This window comes from Microvirga vignae (genome assembly GCF_001017175.1).
GTDB classification, from domain to species: domain Bacteria; phylum Pseudomonadota; class Alphaproteobacteria; order Rhizobiales; family Beijerinckiaceae; genus Microvirga; species Microvirga vignae.
This window is the reverse complement of sequence record NZ_LCYG01000041.1, coordinates 1-12,873: the sequence shown is the minus strand read 5'-3', so window position 1 is coordinate 12,873 and position 12,873 is coordinate 1. Positions and strand designations below refer to the sequence as shown.

The window sequence follows — 12,873 nt, the reverse complement described above, 5'->3', positions numbered from 1 at the left end:
GGTCAGCTCATTGCCACCGGCGTTGAGCCGCTGGAGCCCGGCCGGGAGGGTCGCGGGCAGGCTGGTCAGCCGGTTGCAGCCGGTGTCGAGCCACAGGAGCCCGGCCGGGAGGGCCGCAGGCAGGCAGGTTAGGGACAGGAATGACAGATCCAGCCAGGCACCGACATCGCCGGCTGCCACCCAGGCTCTGATTCGTCTTACCACCTCTTGCCGGTTCTCGTCTTCCCCCTGACCCTCTTCGGCAGCCCAGGCGTGCAGGATCTGGTCCAGCGACGCTTCCCGGAGAGCCGGGGCGTCGAGATTCGTCGCATACCATTCGTACATTTTCATTTCTCCGTTTCGCGCCCGCGCAGCTGCACGAGCACCTGCTCCGGATCGGGCGCATAGCAAAAGAGCGTTTCGCCGCTCACCTCGATGCGCTGCACGTACGGCCGGATCAGCGCACCCAGCTCATCCGGATTGCCGCCGTAGATTTCGATCACCTGGCACCCGATCTGCTCGTCGGTCAGCGCCTAAGGGTGGCTGTGCGCGCGGCTTTTGAGGACACGAACTCCGAGTACTCTTATGGATTATCGGCAATGTGCTTGATGTTATTGCCGTAAAACGCCCTCACATCTCTCGTGAAGGAAGACCTATCGATTTATTCGATGGGAGGTCGGGGAGCGAGCAAGTACGGCCGTGTTGGCGCCGAAGACGAACTAGCATGGGGATCCGCCGCCAATCGGGACGGCATGCCGACAAGTGTTTCCATAAAGCTGTCCACCGACTGACTCGGTTCGTCAGCTTGGCTAGCGCGTGTGGATGAGCCCTTGATTCGATTAGACATGGCGGTTCGCGGTTCCCTTCGGCCTAAGTCTCTTCGCAGTGAGTTCGGGCTGGTTAGGCCCTGCTGCGAGTGATACTCAGACAAGCTGACGACGAGCTGACGGGCAGGTGTTACCCACCTTCGGCGGCGTTCTGAGGATCTTCATGCAAATCATGTGCCGGAGAGGCCTGCGTGCCGAAAGAAGCTGGTGATGAGTTCAGTTCGGCGCTACAGGCGGGGGAACGCGCGGCGCGCCAGGCGATACAGATCGGCGACGGATCCAGGCAGCGCATTCTCCATAGCCCGCTTGCAGAACGCATTGCCCTGCTCATCTAGCTTGAGAAGCTAATGGGATGGACGGCCGTGCTTACCAGCGCACCGTTCATGAGAGGGGCGCCCCAGCATAAGGATCTGGTCCATGTCCAATGCTCAGCTTCCGCCAGTTGCCACCCTTGGCATCGACATCGGCAAGAACAGCTTTCGCCTCATGGGCCTGGATGCCCGCGGTGCGATTGTCCTGCGCTTGAAGCTCGCGCGGGGACAGGTTGAGGCGCGGCTGGCCAACATGCCGGTCGGCCTGATCGGCATGGAAGCCTGCGTTGGCGCGCACCATCTCAGCCGTCAGTTGCTGGCGCTTGGCCACGATGTGAAGCTCATCCCGGCGCAGTTCTTGAAGCCATTGCCGAAGCCGTCCTGCGGCCCACCATGCGCTTCGTGCCGACCAAGACAGTCGAGCAACTCGACCTGCAAGCTCTTCATCGTGTTCGTGCGCAATTGGTCGGGGAGAGCGCACGGCAGTGGTCAACCAGATCCGGACCCTTCTGTGGGAACGGGGAACTGCAATGCGACAGGGCCTGCGATCCCTGCCGCAGGCTCTGCCAGACTTCCTCGCCAAGCGAACCGATGTCCTCACCCCGCGCATGGTGCGCCTGATCAAGGGGCTGATGCAGGACTGGCATCATCTGGATGAGCGGATCGATGCGGTCACGAGCGAGATCGAAGTGAACCGCGCCGGGATTCCCGGAGGCTCCCACTCCTGACCGGATGGAGCCATGACGAAGAGAACACCCCCATATTCACCAGAGGTCCGCGAGCGGGCGGTCCGGATGGTTTTCGATCACCGGGACGAGTACACCTCCCAGTATGACGCGATCCGGTCGATCGCAGCGAAGATCGGCTGCTCGGGCGAGACCCTGCGCCACTGGGTGCGGCAGGCGGAGCGCGACCAGGGCCTTCGCCCTGGGCCGACGACATCCTACGCAAGGCCAGCGCGTATTTTGCCCATGCGGAGCTCGACCGCCGCTCCAAGCCATGAAGGAGTTTACCGGCGAGCATCGGGAGGTCTATGGGGTCGAGCCGATCTGCCGGGTGCTGCCGATCGCCCCGTCGATCGACTCCGAGCACGCCGCCCGCCAGGCCAATCCCGACCGCAGCCCGTCCAACGATCCGGTCTCATCGACCATAGCGACAGTCAATGAATGGTAGCCAGTTCCTGGACGGCCTGACTCTCACAGCGATGGACCGTCTGGTAGGCTGGCGCCGAAAGGCATCCTGGTGTGGCCTGACCCACACTCCGATCGACTATTCGTGTCTTTCCTCGGACCTTTCGGCTGCCCAGGACGTGTTTGGCAGCGGAAAGTTGTTGGGATCAGGTGCGCTGGGCGGTTGAGGAGTATATTTGGCGCTTCGACCGCCTGCGACGCCGATCTCCTCACCGCAGGAGGACCTGATGCTGTCCATCCGTGATCGACGGCAGCCAGGCGAACCGCGAGGCGATCCTCTCTTGCGATACTGCCGATCGGCTCCCGGAGAGAACATGGCGTGATCTGAAGCCCATTCGGATCCGGCAAAGCGCCTACTTGAACAACCGGATCGAGTAGGATTATCGGGCGATCAAGCAGCGGATCCGGCCGATGCTCGGCTTCAAGTCTCTGAGCAGCGCTCGCGCCATCCTGGGCGGGGTTGAAATGGAGCACATGATGCGGAAAGAATAGGCGAAGTCTGCCCATAATCTGCTGCCGTCACTCGCGGAGCAACTCGATCTGCTCGCCGCATGAGCTCTCCACAAGCACCTGATTCTTTCTCGTCTCTGATTCGGATTTGCAACAGGACCCCAAAACGCTCTCCAAAAAAGCGGAGCAGGTCCATTCGGCGTATGCCGCAGCTTGATTGATTACTCAGGCGCGAGCGCTGAACCAGGCCGGGTTTTCTCGTACATCCACAGAACGCCTACGCCAGCTTATCGTCAGCCGGGCTGACTATCGTGCGCTGCAGGGCATAACCAGCCTCGAAAATGATGCTCCTTAGGAGTGCGAATCGTCATGTACGGTCGAATTGGCGGCTTTTCCGGTGAATGGACACGCAATGGCGTGGCTGACGAAACAAATTCGTGGACAGCCGACAGCGAGCGAACGCAAAGTTTCTCGGACACTCTCGCCAACATGCACTTAGCCACAGCCGACTCCAACGCTCGCTCATCTTCGCCAGCACCGGCATATTCCCTCGTTCCCAAACCTCCTGTGGTGGAGATCTCAAGGAGTTTATTCGAGGAGAAAATGATGAGCTTTTATGGCGACGAAATTGAGCATATTGCTGCGAACCCAAAGCAGTACTCTGATGCTGTGTCCTTGAAGGCCACGCACACAAAAGATGTTGCCTATCACCACGGCGTTGGATCTGGTTCGGAAACCGCGCGATATTTTAGCTATCAGTTGGGCAAGCAGAGTGTTGGGCTTCTAAGAACAGAGGGCAGAGCTAGCATGAGTGAAGTGTTCGAAGAGAACAAGTGGCGGCAACAGTTCCCCGGGCGAACTGAAATCACATCCATTGTAGATCTTCGGGTTACTCATCCGCTTGTCGAGAACGCAGGCGATATTCTGCTGGAGTATCAACTTCGGCTCGACGGCGAACGACCGTTGCTCCTCTCTCATCCTGTCAACCAGGAAGCGAAAGCCCGCGCGGCGATGATGGGGTTTGTTGAGGTGAGTGATTCGGTGATGGTGCTTGATCCTACCCAGCATCCCGACAAATGGACGAAGAACAGTGCCGGGGAATGGCAGCGTGCAAACAAACCTCCATTGTATCTCTCCAAAGCCGAAGATAGTGAAAGCTGTGAAACCGAGGGTACCGAGAGTGCAGCAAACGGCCCGTCGCATTCGGACGACGATGACTTTATGTAGACCGGGCGGGTTTGCAAGGAGATAAGTCACGACCCTTAGTCGTGATGCCTGTCTCGATTCAGCACTTTCGGATGCTCAAGAAGACTCATCGACACTAGCACGTCTGGATGGCGCCTGTTTGGCAATGTGATTGATGGGACTCCCCACCTTTTAACAAGCGGATCTGAATGACCTCGTCGGTCCGAGATTATGAGGTACCGGGGAAGCCTCCGAGCCGCCTCAGGGTTGAAGAGAGTACCGTCTCTGAGCATGGCGCAGGCCACGTTCAGGAGATGGTCGGCTACACTGCGCAGGGCGCGTGGATGAGAATGACCGCATTCGCGACCCTTCTATGTAGTAGTCGGTATTTGATCGGACAGTCGGCGTCAGAGAGTGATTGGATTGAGCCTGTCCGACAGGATCAGGCTGCAATCATTTTCTCCTTCGCCAGCGGCAGGGTATCCAAGAAGGTCTGCATTGGCGTGTTGCCAAAGCACCACCGGCCCTGATGCGGCCGCTCATCATTATAAATCCTCACCCAAGTATCGAGATCGCTCTGCGACGCAGCGATTGAACCGGAGATCTTCTTGCAGAACGCCACACGATAGAACTCGTCCAGCACCGTCTTGTGAAAGCGCTCAACGATCCCGTTTGTCGGCGGGTTCTTCGTCTTGGTGCTGGAATGATCCACGTCCTCGACTGCCAGATAGAGCTCGTACTCGTGGCGCTCAGGATTGCCGCAGTAATCAGTACCGCGGTCGGTGAGCACCCGACACAGCTTCACCTCATGGGCATCGAAGAAGGGCAGGGCACGACCGTTAAGAAGGTCCGCGGCGGTGATCGGCGTCTTGCGGTCATATAGTTTGGCAAACGCCACATTCGTGTAGGTGTCGATGAAGGTTTGCTGGTAGATGCGAGGAACAGGCGCGGCGTAAGGCTGGCATGATGTCCAAACACTTCTGGCTCAGAAAGTTGTTGTAGAACTTTTGGCGACCTACTTAGTCAGATCTCTATAAGCAGGTTCCTTTGGTCAATCACCCACGCGCGATGAGGGGCACTTTTCGCGACGCGGCTCGGCTGAGGGATGGCGCCGCGTCCGCGTTGAAACGCATGATAGGAAGGAACATGATAGCAGATCGGCTCACGAAGGAAATCATCGCCAAGATTGAGAATCACGCCGAGTCGGCCCGGTGGGCGATTTCGGCTACAGCTATATCAGGAAGCGGCGAGATAACGACCGCCACGGAACTGACCTCGCTTGGCATCGACTCGCTGGGATTGGCGGACATCATCATCGACCTGGAGCGTTCCTACGGCATCCAAATCGAGCTGACCACCGCCGAAGCCTGGTCGAATCTCAGAAATATCGGCGACATAGTGGAAGCTGTCCGCGGCTTGCTCGCTAAGGAGGCTTAAATGGACAGACGCGTCGTCATTACCGGGGTAGGGGGCTGCGCGGGCTGGGCACTGACACCGCCTCCATTTGGAACGAGATGCGCGAAGGCCGCTCCGCCATCGGCTCGATCACCAATTCGGAGCTTTATGGGTTGAAGGTCAGGATCGGCGCCGAGATCAAGCGCTGCCGGAGCACGACGCCAACCCCAAGCAGCTCGTCTCCATGGACCGCTTCAGCCAGCTCGCCGTGCTTGCGGCACGCGAAGCCATGCGTCAGGCCGGACTTTCCTCCATGAAGGAAATGCTCATCGCTTCGGTGCGGTTGTGGGCGTCTGCGTCTGCGGCTGGGAGACAGTCGAGGAAAACTACAGGGCCTTCTTTTTGGGCAGCGAGAGCCGTGCCGCCACCTTCACTGCACCCAAGGTGATGCCGATCGCCGCCGCCGGCCAGGTCAGCATGAGCCTCGGCTTGCGCGGGCCAGTCTTCGGCGTCGCCTCCGCCTGTTCCTCGGCCAACCACTCGATTGGAATTGCTTCGAGAAAGATACTGCTGGCAAATTCGATGTTGCCGCTTCATTCGCAGCCGGAGGGCTGACCTGCAGCGCTCTGACGCAGAGCGCGGGCTGTCCACTTCGGAAGCGTGGCAGCCGCCTCGGCAGCCCTGAAGCGAGTTCGCCAGCAGTATCGAAAAACTGGAGAGCCTCTCATGAAGCAGGGGGATCTCCATGCCCCAGACACGCTTTACGAAAGAGTTTCAGGATGAGGCCGTGGCATGGACCGGCCGTGCTCCCGGGTCGAGCATAAGAGGACGGGATTAACCCGCTGCCACGGAGCCATGCCATGACGCATCAGACCACGAGTGAGTGCATCATCACCACCATCGGGATCGACCTGGGCAAGACCACCTTTCATCTGATCGGCATGGATGCACGCGGCAGGATCGTGTTGCGCCGGAAGATCGCACGCGGACAACTGCAGTCCTGTCTGGCCAATCTGCCGGTCTGTCTGATCAGGATGGAGGCCTGCGCGGGGGCTCATCATGTTGGGCGCCAGCTCGCTGCCCTCGGCCATGACGTGCGCCTGCTGCCGGCCCAGTACGTGAAGCCGTTCCTCAAAGGACACAAGAACGACTACCGCGATGCCGAGGCCACTGCCGAGGCGGTCCAGCGGCCGACCATGCGTCCGGTGCCGCTGAAGTCGGCCGCACAACTTGATCTGCAAGCCCTGCACCGGGTGCGCCGCCGGCGGATTGGGCAGCGTACGGCGGTGATCAACCAGATCCGCGCCTTTCTGCTCGAATGCGGCCTTCCGGTGCGGCAGGGACTTGCCGGTTTACGCGAGGCTCTTCCCACCCTTCTGTCGCAACGCACGGACGTGCTCTCGCCGCGGATGATCCACCTGATCGAGGATCTGGCGGAGGATTGGCGGCAGTTGGACGAACGCCTCGAGACGCTCACCCGGGACATCACGGCCCTGGCGCGCCAGGACGCAGGCTGCCGGCGGCTGATGGGGATTCCAGGTGTCGGGGTGATCACCGCCAGTGCCATGGTGGCGGCGGTCGGAACCGGAGCAGCCTTCGCCAAAGGCCGCGACTTCGCCGCTTGGCTGGGGCTGGTGCCCAAGCAAATCTCGATCGGTGATCGCACCATCTTGGGCGGCCTCTCGAAGCGGGGAACCGCTACTTACGCACCCTGTTCGTGGGCGGTGCGCAGGCCATTCTGCAGCACCGGCACCACTGGCAAAGACACGGCTTCGGAGGCTGGTTGACAGCCGCGGGGACACGGCTGCACGGGAATGTGCTGGCCGCAGCCCTGGCCAACAAGCTCGCGCGCATTGCCTGGAGCGTGTTGTACCGCGAAAGGGGCTACGAGGCGGGGATTGCCACCCAAGTGCCGTAAGGCTGTTCAGCGGCAGGCATCTCGGCCATCGAGTTCCCACCGAGGTTTGCGAGAAGGATGTGACAGGATGGATGAACGGTCGCCCGGCGCACCGCAAGCCTGAGCGAAAAAATGGCCCGGAGCAGGTGCTCCAACCAGAGGCCGGAGAGATTGATGCAAACCGTCTCTCATCCAATCTAAAGCAGCCCTCTTGCAACGCACGGCCGGTCCATAGATTTTCGCCAAGGAGGGAAGTCGATGAAGTTTACGTTCATCGATGTGGCGAAAGAGAGCTTCCCCGTCCAGCGCCTGTGCCAGGTTCTTGGTGTCAGCCCAAGTGGCTACTTCGCCTGGAGAAGCCGTCCGGCCAGTAGCCGTCAGCGCGAGGATCTGGTGCTGCTGGCTCACATTCGCTCGGCCTTTGCCCGCTCCAATGGAACCTACGGCAGCCCGCGCGTGACCCGCGAGCTGCAGGATGAGGGCCTGACGGTCGGGCGACGCCGCACGGCTCGGCTGATGCGCGAGAATGGCCTCAAGGCCCGGCAGAAGCGGCGCTTCAAACGCACCACCGACAGCCATCATGCCTTTCCTATTGCTCCCAACCTACTGGAGCAGGACTTCGCGGCCGAGCGCCCGAACCAGAAATGGAACGCGGATATCTCGTACGTGTGGACGAGTGAGGGATGGCTGTACCTGGCCGTTGTGCTCGACCTGTTTGCTCGACGGGTGGTTGGCTGGGCGGTGAGCGACCGGCTGCACAAGGAGTTGGCGCTCGAGGCGTTGCGCAAGGCTCTGGCGATCCGAAGACCTGGTGAGGGGCTGACCTATCACGCGGATCGCGGCAGTCAATATTGCTCAACGGCCTATCAGACGGAACTGAAGAAACATGGCATCGGGATCTCGATGTCCGGGAGAATGTTGTCGCACCTTAGTAGACCCGAGCTGGGTTGTGCCGCAGACAGTTTGTTTCAGAGTTTTAGCTACTGTGGTTGAAATCCCGACAACGGAGGATGTGGTATTCAACGGCAAGCATTTTGATTGTTCGGCGATTCTGCTCTGCGTCCGGTAAAGTGATGCATATTCGAGGATTTCTTCGCAAATGGCTGACCACATGCGGTGCCAAGGTCCGTTCTCAGGAACACCCCTGAGGTCAGGCTCTGGCACTTCTCGGAAGGGCGTTGTCACATCAAAGAGTTTTACGTACGCATACTGCCCCTCGCGCGGATGACCAATTGTGCATTTCCAAGGACTTAGGCAGGCGAAGCCCGCGTGGGAAAGGCCTTTACTTGGTTGATGTGACATCCCCCGCTTATACCACGCGCATCGCCAGCCCATACCAAGGTGTAATCGAGACAGCCACGTGGGCAATTGGCGTGGAGTGCGCCCGCGATCATCATTACCTTATGGTGGTGCAACTCCGTACGGCTGCAGGTGACGGCGTTCGTGACTACTGAGGGCAAGACGCCGACCTGGCTGAGCGTAGGTCTTGGGGAAAAGGAGGCTTCGATGCGGCGTGCCGAAATCTGGGCGGCCTTCAATAACGCCTTAGCTGTCGTGATGACGATCATTGTCATCGCGACCCTCTTCTACTCCCTCCCTGTTAGGGCCGGGGAGGGACACTCTCACGAGCATCAGATGGCGCATGGCGCCTATCATTACCTCTATAACGGCATCATGCGCCCGAACGTAAAGAACTCGAGCTGGCGTGTGAGCAGGGTCGTCCTGCGCCTAATCACAAGCGGGTCTGTCGAGTGATGAAGGCCCATGACCTCCTGCTGCAGCGCCATGCTGGCGGAGCTAAGACACGTCGGCGCGACGGGCGTGTTGCCGTGGAGCGCTCCAATCTGCGCTGGTGCTCGGATGGGTTTGAGATCGGCTGTGACAACGGCGCGAAGGTCCGGGTGGCCTTTGCGCTCGACTGCTGTGACCGCGAGATGCTGGGGCATGTGGCCACCACAGAAGGCATCAAGGGCGAGGACGTGCAGGACCGGATGATCTCGGCTGTCGAGTCCCGCTTCGGGCCGGTGAACCGTCTGCCGCAGATGATTGAGTGGCTCTCCGACAACAGTTCGGGCTATATCGCCCATGAGACGAGGAGCCTAGCACGGGAAACCGGGCTGGAGCCGAAGACCACACCGGTGCAGAGCCCGCCGAGCAACGGCATGGCCGAAGCCGTCGTACGCATGATCAATCGCGACTACGTCTGGGTGAGACCGACGCCGGATGCCCGAACGGTGATGGAGAGCCTTCCCTTATGGTTCGAGCATTACAACAGGCTTCATCCGCACAAGGCGCTTGGATATCGTTCGCCGCGTGAGTTCATCGCCTCACGGCAACCGGGATGATCCTGTCCGATCTTTCGGGGCAACAACACTACATCCTCCAGGCGGATGAAACATCAAGGCCGGCAATGACCACTTAGAAAAGCTTTATTGCTATTCAAACCTACCACCCCTAAAGCCCGTAACATCTTGACGAAGCGCACCCGAGCCGAGCTGCTCGTAGAATGCCCGATTGTTGTGAATAGGTGAAGATTATGACGCAAAAGGTCGCTCTCATCACCGGCGTTACCGGTCAGGATGGTGCCTACCTGTCCGAACTTCTGCTTAGTAAAGGCTACATCGTCCATGGGACGAAGCGGCGCTCATCGTCCTTCAACACCGAACGGATTGATCACCTCTATCAAGACCCGCATCAAGCAGGGGTGCGTTTCTTCCTACACTACGGCGAGATGACAGACTCGACGAACCTCATACGTATCATCCAGGAAGTTCAACCGGACGAGATCTACAATCTTGCCGCTCAAAGCCACGTCCGGGTGTCGTTCGAGACGCCCGAATATACCGCCAATGCCGACGCCATCGGAGCGTTGCGGGTGCTTGAGGCCATTCGGATACTCAAGCTTGAGGGTAAGACGCGCTTTTATCAAGCCTCCACCTCGGAACTTTACGGTAAGGTTCAAGCCGTGCCTCAAACCGAGACTACGCCGTTCTACCCACGTTCGCCTTATGCAGCCGCCAAGCTCTACAGCTACTGGATCACTGTCAATTACCGCGAGGCATATGGCATTCACGCCTCAAACGGCATCCTTTTCAACCATGAGAGCCCAATCCGGGGCGAGACATTCGTCACGCGCAAGATTACCCGGGCGGTGGCCGCAATTCAGCACGGCTTCCAAAAAAAGCTCTATCTCGGAAATCTCGACGCCAAGCGCGACTGGGGTCATGCTCGCGATTATGTCGACGGCATGTGGCGGATCGTGCAGCACTTCGAACCCAGTGATTATGTGCTCGCCACAGGCGAAATGCATTCGGTGCGTGAGTTTGTGGAGAAGTCGTTTGCAAGCGTGGGCAGAGCAATCGAGTGGAAGGGTTCGGGAGTTAACGAAAAGGGTATCGACCAGCAATCTGGCGAAGTTCTGGTTGAAATTGACCCGCGGTATTTCCGACCGGCCGAAGTCGATCTCCTGATCGGCGATCCATCAAAGGCGAACCAAGTCCTCGGCTGGCAACATCGAACGAGTTTCGAGGACCTCGTCCGTGAGATGGTCGAGCAGGATCTTCAAACTGTCCTTAGAGAAGAAAATCGGCAAAGCCGGCACGATTGATTAGAATTGCGTCATGCTCCGAAAGCCACGGACGGTGACTTTGGTGCGCAATTCGGATGATGGCCGTATTCACACCCTGGCATTGGGGTTCAGGCAATGCGCCGGGACACAGGCATGCCAAGCCGCGTCATGACGTTGAGGGCCCTCTGGCGGCGGCTTCGGTCTTTGCGTCGACAGAGTCCGGGCATTGAGGCGGCGACCACTCAGGGCCTTGTAGTGCATCATCGCGACCTCGACAGTCTGAACACAATTGACAGAACCGAGTGGCTTCCCTGTCTGGAGTGGTGTGAACCGCGCCGATTTTTCCGGAGGCTGGGTGGCTTAGATTCTATGCGGCCATCGGTATGACCTCAAGCTGGGCATCGTAGGCGGCTTCCGCTTCAGCGGGTGGAACGTTGCCGGTGGGCTCGAGCAGACGCCGGTTGTTGACCAATCGACCCATTCGAGCGTGGCGAACCCGACGGCCTCGCAGGAGCGCCACGGACCGCGCCGATGGATCACCTCGGTCTTGAACAGGCCGATGACGGTTTTCGCCAGAGCATTGTCGTACGAGCCGCCGACACTGCCGACCGACGGCTCGATGCCGACTTCGGCGAGGCGCTCGGTGTACTTGATCGACACGTATTGAACTCCCCTGACGCCGAATGATGAATGAGGCCAGCCCGCCGCAGAGGCTGCCGGTCATGGAGAGCCTGCTCCAGGGCATCGAGCACGAACTCGGCCCGGGCCGAGCGTGCCACGCGCCAGCCGACGATCTTGCGGGCGAAGGCGTCGATCACGAAAGCCACAGAGACGAAGCCCGACCCGGTCGCGCGGGCACGGCGCCGAGGCATCGCTGACGGTCGTCCGGGTGCTCTTGCCGCGAACCACGCCTTTAGAGCGGTTAGCTGCAATGCACTGCCACCGAAAACATTCACTCGGGCATTGTGAAATGGTTATCGCGGATCAGTGCAACATGCACGATCAATCGACATAAGGCACCGTAGAACTTGCGCGCAGTCCCAAGTCACTGTTCTCGTAACGGGAGAGGTCAGCTTATGGACATCCCATACTCATCGCGGGTAATTTGCAGTACTTAACGGCCATAGGAGTCTTCGATCCGCACAATATCGTCTTCTCCAGTATAGCTGCCGACCTGCACCTCGATGATCTCAAGCGGAATCCGGCCCGGATTGGCAAGCCGGTGCACCGAGCCAATCGGGATCTGAGCCGCCTCGTTCTCATGCAGAACCAGCACCTTTTCGTCAACAGTTACCTCGGCCCTCCCCTTCACGACGATCCAGTGTTCAGCCCGGTGATAATGCTTCTGCAATGACAAGCGTCCGCCGGGTTTGACGTAGATGCGCTTTACTTGGAAGCGCAGTCCGAGATCGATGCGTTGATACCAACCCCATGGGCGGTACATGCGGATGTGTTCGTCCGCTTCTGGCTGGTTCTTGGTTCGAAGCAGGGCAACAAGGTCCTTGACCTGCTCGGACTTCTCCCTGGAGGCTACTAGTACCGCATCTTGATGAGTGATGACCACCACGTCGTCCAGACCAATGACCGCAGTCAACATCCCTTCGCTATGGACGATGCTGTTTCTGGCCTCGAGTATTTCTACCCGGCCTCTGAGCACATTTCCATCCACGTCTTTATCAGAGGCCTGCCACAAGAGATCCCAGGTGCCAACATCGGACCAAGCGAACTCGGCCGGCAGTACGCCTGATTTGGATGTCCGCTCCATAACGGCATAATCGATCGACGTCTTCGGCGCTTGCTGGAAAGCCTCCCTATTGAGCCGCACGAAGTCGAGGTCGGTCATTGCTCTCACGAGAGCCGCACGGGCAGCCTCAACGATGTCAGGCTCGTAAGTTTCGAGTTCCGCCAGCATCACTTCGGGTCGGAAGGCAAAGTAACCGCTGTTCCACAGGTACCCGTCGTTAATGTAAGTCGTGGCGGTCTCCGCATCTGGTTTTTCAGCAAAGCGCTCAATATGAAAGGCATCGGTGCCTTGAATACATGCGCCCGGCTTGATGTAGCCGTAGCTGGT

The 12,873-nt window shown here is 59.2% G+C and carries 6 protein-coding genes, 11 pseudogenes and 1 other annotated feature; of the genes and pseudogenes, 12 read left to right on the top strand and 5 right to left on the bottom strand.

Going from position 1 to position 12,873, the window contains the following annotated elements:
* Both AA309_RS15990 and AA309_RS33180 read right to left on the bottom strand, forming a co-directional pair.
* Window positions 1–324, bottom strand: a pseudogene (locus AA309_RS15990) (hypothetical protein); the annotation flags it as partial.
* Window positions 325–341: 17 nt separating this feature from the next.
* Window positions 342–512: pseudogene (locus tag AA309_RS33180) on the bottom strand (nodulation factor ABC transporter ATP-binding protein NodI); the annotation flags it as partial.
* Between the two features lie 485 nt (window positions 513–997).
* Between AA309_RS33180 and AA309_RS35245 the strand changes: the two are divergent.
* The 5 genes and pseudogenes from AA309_RS35245 to AA309_RS15975 all read left to right on the top strand — a co-directional run bounded on the left by AA309_RS35245 (window position 998) and on the right by AA309_RS15975 (window position 3,984).
* Complete coding sequence (locus AA309_RS35245; RefSeq protein WP_160310478.1) at window positions 998–1,141, top strand: hypothetical protein; 144 nt, start codon at window positions 998–1,000, stop codon at window positions 1,139–1,141.
* 82 nt (window positions 1,142–1,223) lie between these two features.
* Window positions 1,224–1,806 (top strand): annotated as a pseudogene (locus AA309_RS36510) (transposase); the annotation flags it as partial.
* 51 nt (window positions 1,807–1,857) lie between these two features.
* Window positions 1,858–2,236 (top strand): annotated as a pseudogene (locus tag AA309_RS33170) (transposase); the annotation flags it as partial.
* Window positions 2,075–2,191: a sequence feature (AL1L pseudoknot), on the top strand. (Overlaps the previous pseudogene by 117 nt.)
* 311 nt (window positions 2,237–2,547) lie before the next feature.
* A pseudogene (locus AA309_RS35860) lies at window positions 2,548–2,862 on the top strand (DDE-type integrase/transposase/recombinase); the annotation flags it as partial.
* Window positions 2,863–3,126: 264 nt separating this feature from the next.
* Window positions 3,127–3,984, top strand: a complete 858-nt coding sequence (locus AA309_RS15975) for a hypothetical protein (RefSeq protein ID WP_047190023.1) — start codon at window positions 3,127–3,129, stop codon at window positions 3,982–3,984.
* 400 nt (window positions 3,985–4,384) lie between these two features.
* Here the strand turns inward: AA309_RS15975 and AA309_RS15970 are convergent.
* Window positions 4,385–4,885, bottom strand: a pseudogene (locus AA309_RS15970) (IS481 family transposase); the annotation flags it as partial.
* 206 nt (window positions 4,886–5,091) lie between these two features.
* On the opposite strand from AA309_RS15970, the gene AA309_RS15965 reads away from it, so the two are divergent.
* The 7 genes and pseudogenes from AA309_RS15965 (at window position 5,092) to gmd (ending at window position 10,841) form a co-directional block, all read left to right on the top strand.
* Window positions 5,092–5,379 (top strand): phosphopantetheine-binding protein, encoded by a 288-nt coding sequence (locus AA309_RS15965; RefSeq protein WP_047190027.1) that lies wholly within the window; start codon window positions 5,092–5,094, stop codon window positions 5,377–5,379.
* A pseudogene (locus tag AA309_RS15960) lies at window positions 5,380–5,919 on the top strand (beta-ketoacyl synthase N-terminal-like domain-containing protein); the annotation flags it as partial. It abuts the gene before it with no gap.
* Window positions 5,920–6,197: 278 nt separating this feature from the next.
* Window positions 6,198–7,255 (top strand): annotated as a pseudogene (locus AA309_RS15955) (IS110 family RNA-guided transposase).
* A gap of 216 nt (window positions 7,256–7,471) precedes the next feature.
* Window positions 7,472–8,149, top strand: a pseudogene (locus AA309_RS15950) (IS3 family transposase); the annotation flags it as partial.
* A gap of 591 nt (window positions 8,150–8,740) precedes the next feature.
* Window positions 8,741–8,989: a hypothetical protein gene (locus AA309_RS34325; protein WP_133239443.1), complete on the top strand. Its 249-nt coding sequence runs from the start codon at window positions 8,741–8,743 to the stop codon at window positions 8,987–8,989.
* A pseudogene (locus AA309_RS15940) lies at window positions 8,902–9,579 on the top strand (DDE-type integrase/transposase/recombinase); the annotation flags it as partial. The gene AA309_RS34325 and the pseudogene AA309_RS15940, both read left to right, overlap by 88 nt.
* Before the next feature lie 191 nt (window positions 9,580–9,770).
* Complete coding sequence (gmd, locus tag AA309_RS15935) at window positions 9,771–10,841, top strand: GDP-mannose 4,6-dehydratase (RefSeq protein WP_047190021.1); 1,071 nt, start codon at window positions 9,771–9,773, stop codon at window positions 10,839–10,841.
* 328 nt (window positions 10,842–11,169) lie between these two features.
* Here gmd and AA309_RS33160 read toward each other — a convergent pair.
* Together AA309_RS33160 and AA309_RS15920 are read right to left on the bottom strand one after the other, a co-directional pair.
* Window positions 11,170–11,717, bottom strand: a pseudogene (locus tag AA309_RS33160) (DDE-type integrase/transposase/recombinase); the annotation flags it as partial.
* Window positions 11,718–11,916: 199 nt separating this feature from the next.
* The coding region (locus tag AA309_RS15920) for a mannose-1-phosphate guanylyltransferase/mannose-6-phosphate isomerase (protein ID WP_047190019.1) at window positions 11,917–12,873 on the bottom strand (957 nt) is incomplete at its 5' end.

Bases quoted from the DNA above. Each gene is read 5' to 3' on its own strand.
- AA309_RS15975 (WP_047190023.1), top strand. From the start codon at position 3,127: ATGTACGGTCGAATTGGCGGCTTTTCCGGTGAATGGACACGCAATGGC.
- AA309_RS34325 (WP_133239443.1), top strand. From the start codon at position 8,741: ATGCGGCGTGCCGAAATCTGGGCGGCCTTCAATAACGCCTTAGCTGTC.
- gmd (WP_047190021.1), top strand. From the start codon at position 9,771: ATGACGCAAAAGGTCGCTCTCATCACCGGCGTTACCGGTCAGGATGGT.